General features: G+C 60.3%; 12 protein-coding genes. 1 reads left to right on the plus strand and 11 read right to left on the minus strand.

What is annotated here, in order from left to right; translation table 11 throughout:
- Window positions 1-42 precede the first annotated feature (42 nt).
- The 4 genes from MWU54_RS15570 to mtgA all read right to left on the minus strand — a co-directional run bounded on the left by MWU54_RS15570 (window position 43) and on the right by mtgA (window position 4,783).
- The gene (locus MWU54_RS15570; RefSeq protein WP_247085540.1) at window positions 43-2,052 is read right to left on the minus strand and encodes a hydantoinase/oxoprolinase family protein; all 2,010 of its coding nucleotides are present in this window, start codon (window positions 2,050-2,052) and stop codon (window positions 43-45) included.
- A 27-nt stretch (window positions 2,053-2,079) separates the two neighbouring features.
- A complete protein-coding gene (gene queG, locus MWU54_RS15575; protein WP_247085542.1) occupies window positions 2,080-3,153 on the minus strand; it encodes a tRNA epoxyqueuosine(34) reductase QueG in 1,074 nt (357 codons plus the stop codon).
- A gap of 60 nt (window positions 3,154-3,213) precedes the next feature.
- Entirely contained in the window at window positions 3,214-3,879 is a 666-nt protein-coding gene (locus MWU54_RS15580; protein ID WP_247085544.1) for a glutathione S-transferase family protein, read from the minus strand.
- Between the two features lie 118 nt (window positions 3,880-3,997).
- Window positions 3,998-4,783 carry a monofunctional biosynthetic peptidoglycan transglycosylase gene (gene mtgA / locus MWU54_RS15585; protein WP_247085546.1) on the minus strand — a complete coding sequence of 262 codons (786 nt, stop codon included), beginning with the start codon at window positions 4,781-4,783 and terminating at the stop codon, window positions 3,998-4,000.
- A gap of 157 nt (window positions 4,784-4,940) precedes the next feature.
- On the opposite strand from mtgA, the gene MWU54_RS15590 reads away from it, so the two are divergent.
- Window positions 4,941-5,273, plus strand: coding sequence for a hypothetical protein (locus MWU54_RS15590; protein ID WP_247085548.1), 333 nt, complete (start codon window positions 4,941-4,943; stop codon window positions 5,271-5,273).
- A gap of 27 nt (window positions 5,274-5,300) precedes the next feature.
- Here the strand turns inward: MWU54_RS15590 and MWU54_RS15595 are convergent, their stop codons facing one another.
- The 7 genes from MWU54_RS15595 to MWU54_RS15625 all read right to left on the minus strand — a co-directional run bounded on the left by MWU54_RS15595 (window position 5,301) and on the right by MWU54_RS15625 (window position 16,318).
- Window positions 5,301-6,593 (minus strand): Gfo/Idh/MocA family oxidoreductase, encoded by a 1,293-nt coding sequence (locus MWU54_RS15595; protein WP_247085550.1) that lies wholly within the window; start codon window positions 6,591-6,593, stop codon window positions 5,301-5,303.
- Between the two features lie 138 nt (window positions 6,594-6,731).
- Entirely contained in the window at window positions 6,732-8,171 is a 1,440-nt protein-coding gene (locus MWU54_RS15600; protein ID WP_247085801.1) for an aldehyde dehydrogenase family protein, read from the minus strand.
- A 185-nt stretch (window positions 8,172-8,356) separates the two neighbouring features.
- The gene (locus tag MWU54_RS15605) at window positions 8,357-9,028 is read right to left on the minus strand and encodes a hypothetical protein (protein WP_247085552.1); all 672 of its coding nucleotides are present in this window, start codon (window positions 9,026-9,028) and stop codon (window positions 8,357-8,359) included.
- A complete protein-coding gene (locus MWU54_RS15610) occupies window positions 9,029-10,426 on the minus strand; it encodes a selenium-binding family protein (protein WP_247085554.1) in 1,398 nt (465 codons plus the stop codon).
- Between the two features lie 75 nt (window positions 10,427-10,501).
- On the minus strand, window positions 10,502-11,260 hold the full coding sequence (locus MWU54_RS15615) for an IclR family transcriptional regulator (RefSeq protein ID WP_247085556.1): 759 nt from the start codon (window positions 11,258-11,260) through the stop codon (window positions 10,502-10,504).
- Window positions 11,261-11,405: 145 nt separating this feature from the next.
- A complete protein-coding gene (gene gltB / locus MWU54_RS15620) occupies window positions 11,406-15,944 on the minus strand; it encodes a glutamate synthase large subunit (RefSeq protein ID WP_247085558.1) in 4,539 nt (1,512 codons plus the stop codon).
- The gene (locus MWU54_RS15625; protein ID WP_247085560.1) at window positions 15,941-16,318 is read right to left on the minus strand and encodes a GFA family protein; all 378 of its coding nucleotides are present in this window, start codon (window positions 16,316-16,318) and stop codon (window positions 15,941-15,943) included. The genes gltB and MWU54_RS15625 overlap by 4 nt, the downstream gene beginning before the upstream one ends.
- Between the last annotated feature and the right edge of the window lie 3 nt (window positions 16,319-16,321).

Below are 16,321 nucleotides of genomic sequence, written 5' to 3' on the forward strand. Positions count from 1 at the left end.
TGATCCTATAGATGGCACGCCGCGGCGCGACTCCAAGGGCTGTTACAGCGCCGTCTCGTCCTCGTGAGCCGCAATACGCGGACGGCCCGTCGCTTCAACGCTGATACGCGCCTCGACAAACATCTCGCGCGCCTCGATCTCGGCCCGGCGAATCTCGCGCGTGGCATTCAGATGAACCGATGCGGCCCCGGCAGCCTCGGCGGCCTGCTGTGCCTGTTGGCGGAGCGCCGTTTCCACTGCTGCAAGCGCCGCGTCCGGGTCTGGATAATCCTGCGGTCCGGTCTCCAGATGCGCACGATACCGGCCTTCCCCTGGCGAAGTCACAACCCCATCGCGCACCACCCTGATCCGTCCGGTCACGGCCCCAATGGCGTTGGCCACATCACCATGGTCATGCAGCAACACCTCGGTGTTCAACCACGCCCCAACCGCCGGGTAGGTCACACCGGCAGAGGCCCCAAGCCCCACAACAGGCACGCTCAAACCGGCGGTCATGCGCACCCATCCCGGCGCGCGTCGCAACCCGCGATGCAGCAACCCATGCCGCGCAAGGCCGGCCGGTTCCTCCAACCCATCCGCAGCAAACGCCGCCTCCAACAGCGCTGTCCCGGTCGCGTGTGTCAGGGCATCGACAATGCGCTCTGCAAGAACGTCGGCGCTCTCTGCAAAGCGGTCGCCCGACCCGCCCCGTTTGCGCGCCAACAATCGCAACGCCTTCTCTGATGCGGTTCTGTCCCAATGCACAAACCGGCCAAGTACATGCAGCGCATCCGTGGGGGTTGGACCAGCGATCTGCACCAGCCCGCGTGTCACCAACAGACGCAGCGCCTGCCCCTCCACCCGCGCTGTGATCGCCTCGGCCAAGGGCAGGGGTGCCTCCCCGATCCGGGACAAAACCGCACGCGCCCTGTCCGGCAGGCCCGCCTCATCCTGCCCCGCAACGCGTCGCACAAACCGTGCATCAAACTCTCCCGGCACCGGTTTGCTCAACTGCGCATCCAATGCCGCGTGTACGATCTCCGGCGCGTCTTTCGCAATCAGGGCAATCGGCAGCACGCGCTTGGGACCAAGCGTGATCCCCGCCTCCAAGCCCTCGGCGGCAACATGCACCTCGCTGTCCCCACCCAGCCCGTGGGTGCGCATCGCCACCGCCTCGACCATCGTGCGATGTGGGCCGACGCGCGCGCCGTCCGGGTCGATCACTGGTCGTCCGCCCTCCAGCACCGCGATGTCGGTTGTTGTCCCGCCAATGTCTGACACCAGCGCATGATCCGCGCCGGTCAGCCAGCGTGCCCCGACAATGGACGCCGCTGGTCCGCTCAGGATGGTTTCGATGGGGCGCTCCTGCGCTTGCCCGGAGGACATCAGCGCCCCGTCCCCCCGCACCACCATCAGCGGCGCGTCAATTCCAAGGTCCCGCAACGCACCTTCCGCCCGCCCAATCAACCGATGGGTCAACCCGATCAACCGCGCGTTCAGCACCGCCGTCAGCGCGCGTTTCGGGCCTCCCAGCTTGGCCGACAATTCATGCGAACAGGTCACGGGCTTGCCCGTCACAGCCCGCACCGCATCACGCGCCGCCACCTCGTGCGCCGGGTTCCGGGTTCCGAACTGCGCCGCAATCGCAAAGGCCGACACATCCTGCGCGGCCGCCCAGACTGCCACGGCCGCCACATCCAAAGGTGCGGCCTCGCCCCCACCATGAGAATGACCGCCCGCAGTCAGAAACACCGGATCGTCGCCCAGCGCCTCCTGCAACCCTTGCGCGGCCAGATCGCGTTCGGCAAAGCCGATATAGATCAAGGCCACCCGCGCGCCTTGGCCTTCGACCAAGGCATTTGTGGCCAGCGTGGTGGACAGGGACGCCAAGGCAATGTCTTTCGCGTTAACGCCGGATTCCCCCAAGACACCCTGCACCGCCGCAGCCACACCTTCAGCCAGATCATGCCGCGTGGTCAGCGCCTTTGCCTTGGCGATAACCGTCTCTTCGTCTTGCAAAAGAACGGCGTCCGTATAGGTCCCGCCTGTATCCACGCCCAACACGATTGCCATAGCTGTACCTCCCCGATCCGACCTATCTCAGTCGTCAGACCGCGCCTGCGTGTTTGCGACATCCGACTGTCGCATCACCGCCCAGCGCGCCGCGTCGGCGACAGTTTCGTCCGGATCACCGGTCAGCCCCTGCGCCACATCGCGCAACCGGTCCGACCCGGAATTGCCAATCGCGTACAGCACGTTGCGCACAAACCGGTTTCGTCCGATCCGTTTGACCGGTGAACCGGAAAAAAGCGCGCGAAATGCGGCGTCATCCAGTGCCGCGAGGTCGGCCAGATCCGGCGCAAGCAGATCCGCCCGCGCGTGGTACTTCACCTCTGCTGCCCGTTCCGCAAACTTGTTCCATGGGCAAACCGCCAGACAATCATCACAGCCGTAAATCCGGTTGCCCATCAGCGGGCGCAAGGCCTCGTCCACCGGGCCGTGATGTTCGATGGTCAGATACGATATGCACCGCCGCACATCCAGTTTGTACGGGGCCGGAAACGCATCTGTCGGGCACACATCCAAACACGCGCGGCACGACCCGCAATGGTCGACTTCCGCCGCATCCGGCTCCAGATCCAGCGTGGTAAACACCGACCCGATAAAGAACCAAGACCCAAGCTCGCGTGACACCAGATTGGTGTGTTTGCCCTGCCAACCAAGCCCCGCCGCCTGACCCAATGGTTTCTCCGGAACGGGGGCAGTGTCGACAAACACCTTCACCTCGCCACCCGCCTGCTCGATCAACCAGCGCGCCAGCCGCTTCAGCCGTTTCTTGACCACATCATGGTAATCGCGGTTCTGCGCATAGACCGAAATCGCAGCTTTCTCTGACTGCTCCAGAATGCCCAAGGGATCATGCTCCGGACCATAATTCTCGGCCAGCACGATCACCGACCGCGCATCGGGCCACAGAACCTGCGGTGCCGCGCGCCAATGTGTGCGCTCTGCCAGCCAGCCCATTTGCCCATGATATCCCGCATCCAGAAACGCGCGCAGGCGCGATGGCACATCCGGCACGTCCCACGGACGACACACACGGCAGGCAGAAAAGCCCTCGGCCAAAGCCTGAGCCTTCACCTGCGCAGTCAGGTCCACCCTGACCCCCGCCATCTTTGAGTGAAAAACATCCCGAACCGTGCGAGGGGTTGGCCCCTCACGCCGTCTTCGGGATCAAAAGTCCAGATCGGCATAATGTGGCGGTTGCGGGAAGCCCGAAACCTGATCTGCAAGAATAGAGCGGAACGCCGGGCGCGACTTGATCTTGGCATACCAGTCCTTGACCACGGCGCTGCGGTTCCAGTCCACATCCCGAATGTAATCGAGCGATGAAAAATGGGCCGCCGCCGCGAAATCAGCGAGCGTCATCGTATCACCCGCCAACCAGCGACGATGGTCCAGCAACCATGCCATGTAGTCCAGGTGATACTTGATCGCCTTGGCCCCCGCTTTGACATTCTTCGAATCCGGGAAACCCTCTTTCGTGACCTTCTTGTTGACCCGCTCGTAAAGCAGCTTTGACGTCACTTCGTTATGAAACTTGTCATCGAACCACCCGACCAGACGGCGCACTTCGTAACGCGCCTCAGAAGAGCGTGGCATCAATGGCGGTTCAGGGTACTTCTCTTCCAGATACTCGCAGATCGCGGCGCTTTCCGACATGGTCCGCCCGTCAATCTTGAGCACGGGAACCTTGGCGGCCGGATTGCGGCGCAGGAAATCCGGGTCTTTCTCCCAGTATTTCTCTTCGACCAGCTCACATTCGATCTTTTTCTCCGCAAGGCTAAGCCGGACCTTTCGGCAAAACGGAGACAGAGGAACATGGTACAATTTTGCCATTCGAGATGCGCCCTGATGATACGTCAAGCGCACCCTACTTGCCGCGAAGCGCGGGCCGTTTCAATGGTCGCTTGGGCGATTGTGGCAAAGCGCGCGGTTTTCGTCTCACCTGATTGCGTCAGCCCTGAAAGCAATCCGCCCGGCCATCTGCATTGATCGTCTCTGCACCTGCCCGGATCGACGCCGCGCGCCGTTGGACAAAATTGCTCGGACGCGACGCTGATCGCGTCTTGGGGGATGGCAGCACAGCCGCGAGGCGTGCGGCCTGCGTGGCGCTCAGATCGCGTGCATCAACGCCAAAATAATGCCGGGCCGCCGCCTGAACGCCAAACACGCCCTCATCGAATTCCGCGATGTTCAGATAGACCTCCAGAATCCGCTGTTTTGTCCACAGCCCTTCCATGATCGGCGTCAACCCCGCCTCCATCGCCTTGCGCACCCACGACCGGCCCTGCCAAAGAAAGACATTCTTGGCCACTTGTTGCGAAATCGTCGATGCGCCGCGTGCGCCTCCGGCCTCAATCGCGGCCTGAATTGCTTCTACGTCAAAACCCCAATGCAGGCAGAAATTGGCATCCTCGGCGGCAACCGCCGACCGCATCATCACCGGCGCGATTCCTTCGACCGGCACCCAGACCTGATCCACCGGCGCGTCAAGCCGCCGTCCTTCGGACCACATCGTATGGGTCGTAGGCGGGTTCACAAATCCAAACAGGCCCACCAGCAGAACCGCCAGCAGGCCAAGCACCAGAACCGTGCGGACGGACCATTTCACCAGCCACCGATAGGGCGCAAGAATGCGATCCACCAAGGTCGGCGCCTTGGTCTTGCGCTTGCGGGGTTGCCTGGGCTTGTCCAGCTTCGGCCCCTGCTGCGCGTTTGATTTGGATTTACTGCCAGCCATCGCTGGCACATTAGGCGCAACCGCCATCAGAGAAAACATCCCTCAATCATCACATCACGCGAAAGCCGTGCCAGCAAAATCCGGTCCCAACGCGGCATCACTGGGGCAAGACAAAGAAATCGTTTACTTTTGCCTCGGGACCGGCAAGACCACCGTCATGCCGATCCTCATTCTTTACTGTGGGTTTTACCTGTCAGGCCTGCTTATCGCGCGCTGGTTGACTTTGCCCCGGCAGGCGCTGGTCAGTGGGATCGCAACCACTGTGTCTGCCTGTGTTGCGGCGCTGACGCTGTGGCTGATCACCGTGGCCGGGTTTGTGGAACCCTGGCTGTCAATTGCGTTGGCCGGCACGGTGGGGTTACCGGCCCTGATGATGGGGCTCGGCCTGCTGGCTGGGGCTTGGATCCGCTACAGCGCGAATGTTCTGCTCCCCGGGCTTGCCGCCGCTAGCCCTGTGGTCATCGCCGTGCTCCTCACGCTTACGTCCTGATCCACAGGTCAGGTGGCCTTGATCAACCTATGACCCCGCGCACAGCTGACGGTAAAGCTCCGCGACCGGATCACCGGACAGGTCCACGTCTTCAAAGGTCACAACCGCGCCTGCAGGCACGTCCCGAACCAGCGTCACGTGATGTGCCAGACCAATCGGCAAGGCATCCCCGGCGCGCGCAACAGGCAGCGCTTTACCGTAGACGGTGTATCCGCCTTCGCCGTCCAGCATTTCACCCGCCGCGAGGCCACGCTTGGCGACCGACGCCACGGTGCCGCGCATGTCCTGCGACTGGCCCGTCGCTTCCTTGCGCAATGCCGCGCTCAGCACCGACACGGACAATTCCAACCCGATCAGATGGAAGGGTTTGTACATCGACGCATAGCGCCCGGTGTCGTCGGTCGGCAGACCGTACTGCCTGAAACACGCCGCCGCATAATCGTTTGGCGCTTTCAGAACCACGTAAACGCCCCAGCGCAGATCCCGGAACACAGGCCGCCCGTCCCGTTCCAATGACGAAATCGTCTCGACCATCCCATCGCCATCAAGCTGACCGCCAACCGCTTTCGGACGCAACACATGCGCAAGGTCATCCACGCCACAGGGCGGAAATCCAAGCCCCGCATCAGGAACATTCAACCCACAGGCATTGGCAATCGCCACCATCTCGATCGCGCTTTTGGTGCCATCGAGGAAAGAGTTGAACATCTGCGGGTTCATCCCCGCCGCCTTGGCCTCCTCTGGCGTCAGGCCGTAATGCGTCCAGACATCATCGGGTGTGACCTGATGGTAGGCAGGCAGGTACTTGGTCCCCTTGCCCGCAGCCGCAACCGTAAACCCGGTCGCCCGCGCCCAATCCACCATCTCGGCCACCAGCGCAGGCTGATCCCCATAGGCCATCGAATACACAACACCAGCCGAACGCGCCTCGGTGGCAAGGGCGGGGCCCACCAGCGCATCGGCTTCGACATTGACCATGACAACATGCTTGCCCGCCGCAAACGCCGCCCGTGCATGTGTAATCCCGGCGCGGGGGTGTCCGGTGGCTTCGATGACCACATCCACATCGTCCCGCGCAGCAAGGGCCGACCCGTCCTCAAGAAAGGCTGTCGCCTCAAGCCGCGCGCTGTCCCACCCCACAGCCTGACAGGCGGCCCGCGCCCGGTCGGGATCAAGATCGGCAATCGCAGTCACCTCAAGCCCTGCAATCGTCGGCACCTGGCTCAGGAACATCGATCCGAATTTCCCGGCCCCGATCAATCCAGCCCGAACGGGTGTTCCACGTGCGCCGGCCTCTGCCGCCAGTTTTGCAAGGTTCATGGCCGATCTCTCCCTGGGTTGTGACCCGCAAACATACCGCGAACAGGGCACCCGTCCAGAGACGCAACGCTTCGCGGCTGGCAAAAAACAGAAAACCCGGCGCGACGGCCGGGTTTCCGAAATACGCTTTTGCGCCGTTTACTCTGTCGGCCAGCCACCGATGGCTTTCACCTCAAGGAACTCTTCCAGCCCCCAGACACCGCCTTCACGACCGTTGCCGGACTGCTTCATGCCACCAAACGGCGATCCGGCGCCACGGCCCTTGCCGTTGATATCAACCATGCCGGACCGCACAGCGCGTGCCACGCGGCGGGCCTTTTCGGGATCGCTGGTCTGAACATAGTTGGTCAGACCGTAATCGGTGTCATTTGCGATCTCGATTGCCTCTTCTTCGCTGTCGAACGGCATCATTGACAGAACCGGCCCAAAGATTTCTTCGCGCATGATGTTCATGTCGTTGTTGCAGTCCGCAAAGACAGTCGGCCGGACAAAGAACCCACGGTTCAAGCCTTCGGGACGTCCAACGCCCCCGGCCACCAAACGCGCACCTTCGTCGATCCCCTTCTGGATCAGGTCCTGCACCTTGTTGAACTGCATCTCGGACACAAGCGGCCCAATGTGGCGGCCTTCCTGCGCTGCCGCGTTCACGGTTGTGGCCTCTGCCGCCGCCTTAGCGTCTTCAACGGCCTGTTCATAGCGCGACCGCTCGACCAACATCCGCGTCGGTGCGTTGCAGGACTGACCGGTGTTGTTGAAGCACCGGATGATCCCGTGCTTTACCGCTTTCGGATCGGCATCCGCAAACACGATGTTGGCCCCTTTGCCACCCAGCTCAAGGCTCACGCGCTTGATGGTTTCAGCAGCAGCAATGGTGATCGCCTTGCCCGCCCGCGTGGAGCCGGTGAAGCTGACCATATCCACATCCTTGTGGGATGACAGCTGGCTGCCCACACCCGGACCATCGCCGTTCACCATGTTGTACACACCCGCAGGCACACCCGCTTCGTGCATGATTTCCGAAAACAGCAGGCCGGACAGCGGCGATTGCTCGGACGGTTTCAGCACCATGGTACAGCCTGTTGCCAGGGCCGGCACGACCTTCAGCGTGATCTGGTTCATCGGCCAGTTCCAGGGTGTGATCAGCGCACAGACGCCAATCGGTTCACGGATGATGTGCGTGTCTTCTTCACCAGCCCGCAGCGGACCTTCGAAATCAAAATCCTTCAGCGCATCGATAAACGCCTGAAGGTGGTACGATCCGGTGCCCGATTGCTGGGATTTCGACATGTCGATCGGCGCGCCCATTTCGCGGCTGATCAATTCGGCCATGTCATCAGATCGGCGCATATAGATGTCGAGGATGGACTGAAGCAGGTCCAGCCGCTCGGCCTTGGTCGACAAACGCCATTTCGGAAACGCCGCCTTGGCCGCTGCAACAGCCGCATCCGTATCGGCCTGCCCGCCAAGAGAAATCGTCTCGGTCACCTCTTCGGTCGACGGATCGACCACACCAAAATCCTGTCCCGCCTGCGGAGCAACCCATGCCCCGTTGATATAAAAGTTGCGCGCGTTTTCCATGAAAGGCCCTTCCTGCCAGAGGTCGTCACTATTGCGCACAGACATGCGCCACACGCGCGCTGCTTGCAATCCGAATCCACGGTTACCCTAAGCCCTGATTGGCTGCACCGACACGCCATGAACGACAGAAACAGGCCCGGTTGCGGAGCTTTTGGTGTCTGACAATGGCCAACCGACAGACAGGATCAGTGGCCCGCAAACGCCGAATAAATGCCAAAGCACCCGACACAGACAAGGCTGATGGCCCAAAGAATATCAAGGTTGAACCACGCCTTGGACAGAAATTTCAGCCCCAGCCAGATGTAGATAAAGACCGCAATCACCGCGCCGGCGGCTGTCATGGCAAAGGTATGGACCGCCGCCACAAGAAACGCCAAACGGATGTTGCTTGTCATCAAAGCCTGCGCCGCTTCGTGACCAACATCGTCTTGCGCATAGCCGCAAAGGCCCAGAAAGATCGGCACCAGCATCAGTCCCGCACCATGCGCCAGTGCGGCCAGAAATGACCAAAGCGCAAGGCGCGCCGGATGCACGCGCGCAAGAAACCGCGGATGCCGCCGGTTGATGAGCAGATAAACCCCCATTCCGACAACGATCAAGCCCGCCACCAACCGTATCTGCAATTCCCAGTCGACCAAAAAGACCATCATCGAAAATGGCAGCAGGATCGCCAGCATCGACAGGAAATGCCCGAGCGCCAACAACGCCAGCGCATGCGGCAATGCACTGTGTTTTCGCTCCATCAGGGCGGCAGACACGGCCAAAGGCCAACCCATTCCGGGGTTTATACCGTGATAGAACCCAGAAAAAATGACGGCCCACCAAAGGGCCGTCACTGAAAGATCGTCTACGATCATTTAGGCAGACGGATAGCAGAAGCTGTCTGTTGAACAGTCTCCGCCCTCAAGCCGGATCTGGTGCGCACGATAGCCCTTTGGGAAATCAATGTAGAAATCAGGATCCAAGGCAAACCCGTCTTCCGTCACATTCGCCATCACCATTTGGCCACCTTCGTCATTCGGATAGAACTGGTCATCCCATGACGAATAGAGCGAGTTGGTCCAATACACCCGTTTCCCGTCACGGCTGATCTCGACCATCTGGGGGCCGTAAACAAAGGGTTTGCCGTTCGGGTGGTTGGCGCCTTTCGCGATGCCGCCGACTTCGACCTTGCCCGCCAAAACCGGGTTCATCGGGTCGGACACATCGTATTGGTGCATCTCGCCCAGACCCCAGCACGCAACGTAGAGGTACTTGTCGTCCAACGACAGGTCGATGTCCGTCACCAGAGGCGGCACGGCACCAAAGCCTTGCAGCAGGGGCGGAAGGTTTTCCGGGTCTTCAGGTCGCGGATCAATGGTGATCACCTTCTTGGACTGCCACGTCCCGTCATCCCCACGCCACCAGGTAAAGATCGCCCCTTGCAGGTTTGTCGTATCAACCACCACACCGCAGAACCCGTAGGATTTCTTTGGGTCGTGTGCAGGGCGAATTTCCAGCGCCATCTGGTAGTTTTCGCCGAAATCAATGGTCTGGATATTCTTGCGCCCGCGCAAATCCCAGAAGTGGATTGAATGGCCGTATTTGTTCGACAGCAGGTCTTCCGGCACCACGCCGTTCTCGAACTGCGGCGGCAGGCCCCATTCGGAACTGACCATGTAATCCTGCGGCAGGTTCCACCAGAAATCGTAGTGTTTGTCCTGCTTGCCCCGGTCCATCTCATATTGGCCGATCACCTCGAAGGTCTCGCAATCCATGATGAAGATGCCCGGAGGTCCGTCGGTGCCATCCTCGCCACCGCCCCCAAGGGTCGAGACATAGATGCCTTCGGGACCACAATGGATCGTATGCGGGCGGGAATAGCCGGTTTTCTCGAAGATCTCTTCGGGTTCAATAATCTTGTGGATTTCCGCTTTCAGGGGATCTTTCACGTCGATCACATACACCCGGCTTGACCGGATGCCCGGCACGATCAGGTAGCGGCGTTCCAGAAAGGCATGACCGGTCAGCGGCGACAGAGACGACGAACAGGCGTTCCAGCCGAAATGGTGAAATTCGTCCCCTTTGTAGGGCACGATCACCTGATGCACGATCTGGCCATAGGTGTCGGATTTCGGATTCACATCCACAACAGCAATGCCATCGGATTGTGATCCATCCGGACTGAGCATCACCGTAAACGCATAATTCTCAACCGGGGCCTGCATCGCGATCTTCGGCGATGCATAGAATGTCGGGTCAGGTCTTAAATTCATCACATGTCCTCCCTTGGATGAATAGGAGCCCTCTTGCCGGGGCTTTGAAATATGTGTTGCGGAGCGCTGTGCTGGTTACACCTCCGCAACGTTACAAAGTTGAATTGCGCCACTCACGCGGTCCGAGAGGCCAATGAGTTTCTTTCCGATTTCCGCCCGATACGGTTTGTCAAATCGTCGGATCGGGCCGACAGCGCCAACACTGAAGGTGGCGCCAATATTTCCAATCGAAACAGGCGCCGCGACGCTTGCGATGCCAAGGTCGATTTCCTGATCGCAATCGGCAAATCCCTGCTTGGCGATCGTTTCAAATTCAGCCCGCAATGCGCTTGCCGTGGTTTTTGTAAATTCAGTGTACTGTTTCAAACTTCCGGAAATGATCTGATCCTGAAAATCCCGTTCTGTAAACGCCGCAATTGCCTTTGAGCAGGAACACGCATGCATCGGGCGTACGCCTAACCCGGGGTGGATATACGCGCGCGCCGGATCATCCGGGGTTTCGACATGGATGATCTCAACCGCCTTGTTGCGAAACCGCGCGAGGAAAACCGTCTCGTTAAACCGAATTGCTGCCGCTTTGAGAAGTGGGGCCGCCGCCTTGCGCACGTCCACATCCGCTTTGCCCAATAGCGCGATCCGGATCAGCCGTTCCCCAATCACAACCTTCCCGTCCTCGTCAGACGGATCGAGTAGCCGCTGCTCCTGAAGCGACTGCACCAATCGGTAGCAGGTGGGTTTGGGAAGGCTCGACGCTTTCTGCAGTTCGGACACCGAAATGGGGCGGCCTGCAACGGCAACCAATTCCAGCAACGTGATCATTCGGTCGAGGTGCATCTTCGTCGAATCGTCTCACATTTCGATAACCTGTCTCAAACGATGAGATCAAAAAGCTAATCGGTCAAGACGTATCGTCCACCCGTCACCCGGAAACGAAAAAACCCGGCGCAAGGCCGGGTTCTTCTGGAGGTCTTTGCAGGTGTTACTCTGCCGGAACCGCGTGATCTTCGACTCCCAGTGGATGTTCGATCTTGTCGAGCATCTCTTTCGGGCAAACCTGAACGAAGTTTGCAAGTTCAATATCCCAATGCTGCAGAATGTCCTGCGCCTTGCGGCTCATGGTTTCTTCGGCGTGACGCTCGATCAACCCTTCAAGCTGGCTGATCCAGTGCTGCACAGTGACCGGGCAGGTCACAAGGCTTTCCATATTCATCAGCGCCTGCGCCTTGCCGTCCGGGTCGTACAGATAGGCCATGCCGCCGGTCATCCCCGCGCCAAAATTGGCCCCGATATCGCCGAGGATCACGGCAACACCGCCGGTCATGTATTCACAGCCGTTCGATCCGCAGCCCTCGACCACAACCTTGGCCCCCGAGTTGCGCACCGCGAACCGCTCACCGGCGCGCCCAGCCGCAAAGAGGTAGCCGTCCGTTGCACCGTACAGCACGGTATTGCCAATAATCGTGTTGTCCGCCGCCACCAGCGGCGACATCATCGGCGGACGCACCACAATCGTGCCCCCCGACAACCCCTTGCCGACATAATCATTGGCGTCGCCCGATACTTCCAGCTTGAGCCCCGGTGCCGCAAACGCACCAAGCGATTGCCCCGCCGATCCGGTCAGCTTCACGGTCAGATGGTTCGGCTGCAGCGCGTTGCGCATGCCGAACGACTTGACGATATGGCTCGACGTGCGTGTGCCGACGGTGCGGTGCGTGTTCTGCACCGCGTAGGACAGCTGCATCTTCTCACCATCCTCAAGGAACCGCGCTGCATCGCGCACGATTTCCGCATCCAGCGTATCTGGCACCGCATTGCGGGCGCGATTGCGGTCATAGACGATGTCATCCGACCCATCGACACGGATCAGCAGCGGGTTCAGGTCCAGATCGTCCAGATTGTCCGCCCCACGCGACACCTGAGACAACAGGTCCGCCCGGCCAATCACCTCATCAATCGACCGCGCACCGATGCTGGCCAGCACTTCGCGCACTTCCTGTGCGTAGAAGGTGATGAGGTTAACCACCTTGTCCGCATTGCCAGTGAACTTCGCGCGCAGGTCTTCGTCCTGCGTGCACACACCAACCGGGCAAGTGTTCGACTGGCACTGACGCACCATGATGCACCCCATCGCGATCAGCGCGGCGGTCCCGATGCCGTACTCTTCCGCCCCAAGCATCGCCGCCATGACGATGTCACGCCCGGTGCGCAGACCACCGTCTGTCCGCAGGGTCACACGATCCCGCAGCTTGTTCATCGACAGAACCTGATGCGCCTCGGTCAGGCCCATTTCCCACGGCAGACCGGCGTACTTGATCGACGTCGCAGGTGACGCACCCGTCCCGCCATTGTGCCCCGAAATCAGGATCACGTCCGCCTTGGCCTTCGCCACACCGGCGGCAATCGTGCCAACACCCGAAGACGCCACCAGCTTGACCGTCACCTTACAGCGCGGATTGATCTGCTTGAGGTCGTAGATCAGCTGCGCAAGGTCTTCGATCGAATAGATATCGTGGTGCGGCGGCGGGGAGATCAGCGTCACACCTTTGGTCGAATGGCGCAGACGGGCAATCAGGTCTGTGACCTTCATCCCCGGCAACTGACCACCCTCACCGGGCTTGGCCCCTTGGGCGACCTTGATCTCAAGTTCTTCACACTGGTTGAGGTATTCAGCCGTAACACCAAAGCGACCAGAGGCCACCTGCTTGATCTTCGCAGACGGATTGTCGCCGTTCGGCTCCGGCACAAAATGCGCCGGGTCTTCGCCGCCTTCACCGCTATCGGACTTCGCACCAATCCGGTTCATCGCCACGTTCAGCGTCTTGTGCGCCTCGGGCGACAGCGCGCCAAGCGACATGCCCGGTGTCACGAACCGCTTGCGGATCGACGTGATCGATTCAACCTCTTCCAGATTGATCGGCTCGCCCAGAGGTTTGATCGCCAACAGGTCGCGCAAATGGATCGGCGGGTTCGCCTGCATGGCCTTGGAATAGGTCTTCCAAAGCTCGTAGGACGCCTTGTTACACGCCATCTGCATCAGGTGCATCGTCTGCGCGCCCCAGGCATGGGTCTCCCCCGACTTCCGCGCCTTGTAGAACCCTCCAATGGGCAGAACGTCCTGGCCACCGCGGAAACCGAGCGCGTGGATTTCTTCGGCCTTGCGTTGCAATCCGTGCAGACCAATGCCCGAAATGCGGCTCAGCATGCCGGGGAAATATTCCGCACAGAGCGCGCGGCTCAGGCCCACGGCCTCAAAGTTCAGACCACCGCGATACGAGGAAATCACCGAAATCCCCATCTTCGACATGATCTTGAGCAAACCCTGATCCACCGCTTCGCGATACTTCGCAACCGCCTCGGTCAATGTCAGGTCCAGAAGACCCCGCTTGATCCGGTCAGCCAGCGAATCTTCGGCCAGATAGGCGTTCACAACGGTCGCCCCCGCGCCGATCAGAACCGCAAAGTAATGCGGGTCGATGCATTCGGCAGACCGCACGTTCAGCGACGTAAACGTCCGCAACCCCTTGCGCGTCAGATGGCTGTGCACCGCACTGGTGGCCAGGATCATCGGCATCGCAACCTTGTCTTCGCTGCAATGCTCATCGGTCAGAATGATATGCCCAGCACCGGACCGCACGGCATCTTCTGCCTCGGACCGCACCCGCTCCAACGCGACCTGCAACGCGCGCGGATCGCCACCGGCGGCAAAGGTGCAGTCAATCTCAACCAGACTGGCGTTGAAATGCTTTGCCATCTCCTTGAACTGCGCGTTGCCGACAAACGGACTGTCCAGCACAATGATTTCGGTCTGCGCGCTGCTTTCGTCCAAAACGTTCTTCAGGTTGCCGAACCGCGTCTTCAGGCTCATCACCCGGTATTCACGCAAGCTGTCAATCGGCGGGTTGGTCACCTGGCTGAAGTTCTGGCGGAAGTAATGCGACAGCGGGCGGTACTTCTTGGAGAGCACGGCCGATGGCGTGTCATCGCCCATCGACGCCAAAGTCTCTTTTCCATCCTCGGCCATCGGCGCAAGGATCTGTTCCAGCTCTTCAACGGTATAGCCCGCCGCGATCTGGCGACGGCGCAAATCCGCGCCTTCAAACATCGGCTGTTCGGTGACCTGCGCCAGCGCGTCGTCCAATTCGTTGATCTTGCCAACCCATTCGCCAAACGGCTGCGACGCGGCCAGCTTATCCTTGATCTCAACGTCGTGGTAGAGCTTGCCCTCGGCCATATCGACCGCCAGCAACTGCCCCGGACCAAGCGCGCCCTTCTCGCGCACCGTGCCTTCGTCAATCGGCACCATACCGGCCTCGGACCCCGCAATCAGCAGGTTGTCCCCGGTCACGACATAGCGCATCGGGCGCAACCCGTTCCGGTCCAGCCCGGCACAGACCCAGCGGCCATCTGTCATGGCAAGCGCGGCGGGGCCGTCCCACGGCTCCATCACGCTGTTGCAGTAGGAATACATGTCCCGCCACGCCTGCGGCAGTTCAATCGCCTGCTTGGACCACGATTCCGGGATCAGCATCGTCTTGGCCATCGGCGCATTGCGCCCGGCACGGACCAGCACTTCGAACACCGCATCTAAAGCCGCCGAATCCGACGCGCCATTGGCGATGATCGGCTTGATGTCTTCGGCCATATCTCCGAATGCGCCCGAGGCCATGCGGATCTCGTGGCTCTTCATCCAGTTGATATTGCCTTTGAGCGTGTTGATCTCACCGTTATGCGCCAACATGCGGAACGGCTGTGCCAGCCACCATTGCGGGAAAGTGTTGGTCGAATAGCGCTGGTGATAAATCGCGAACGCGGATTCAAAGCGTTCATCCTGCAGGTCGGGATAAAACTCCGCCACCTGCTCGGCCAGCATCATGCCTTTGTAAATGATCGACCGGCAGGACAGGGACGCAATGTACAACCCCCCGATCCCGGCCGCGCCTGCCGCCTTCTCAATCCGGCGACGGATCACGTAGAGCTCGCGCTCAAAGGTCTCTTCGTCGACGCCTTTGGAATTCGAGATCAGGATTTGCTCAATCTCGGGCCGTGTGGCATTCGCCTTTTCACCAAGGCAATCAACGGTCACCGGCACATGCCGCCAGCCATAGATGTAATAGCCCATGCGCAGAACTTCGGTTTCCACAATGGTCCGGCAGGTTTCCTGTGCGCCAAAATCCGTGCGCGGCAGGAACACCTGACCAATCGCCATCAATTCATCCATACGCGGCTTGTGCCCGGTGCGTTCGATCTGGTCGTAAAAGAACGACACGGGGATCTGCACGTGAATACCCGCGCCATCGCCGGTCTTGCCGTCGGCATCCACAGCACCGCGGTGCCAGATCGCCTTGAGCGCATCAATGCCCGCCTCAACCACCTTGCGGCTTGGCTTGCCGTCGAGGGACACAACAAGGCCTACACCGCAGGAAGAATGCTCGTCTTCCTCTGAATAGAGACCATTTTCGGCCATCCACGCGCGCTTGGCTTCCTCGGCAGCAACCCACTCGGCATCATATTTGGTCATGTCTGGTTCTCCTTTTCCAGGAACGCAGCAAGCTGCGCTTTCATCTCTGCTTCGGTCCGCTGGGCTGCACCTTCAAAGGGTGGAAACCAGTCGGGACGAAAATCAACAAATATCTCTTCGGTGACGGTGATCCCGCTTTGATCGTCAAGCAAACCCAGCGCCACAAACGCAATCGAGCGGTCCTGCAACTTCCAATACAGCGTCGATCCGCATGTTTGGCACACCGCACGATCGCCCCAATCGCTATGGGCGTAACTGTGGATGTTCTCAGCGCCCGTCAGGTCCAGATCGCGGACGCGCACCGCGAACAACGGTCCGCCACCAGTCCATCTCTGACACTGCGTACAGTGACAGGCCTGCGCAGTCTCCTGCACGTC

It is taken from the genome of Marivita sp. S6314, assembly GCF_023015985.1.
GTDB lineage: Bacteria > Pseudomonadota > Alphaproteobacteria > Rhodobacterales > Rhodobacteraceae > Marivita.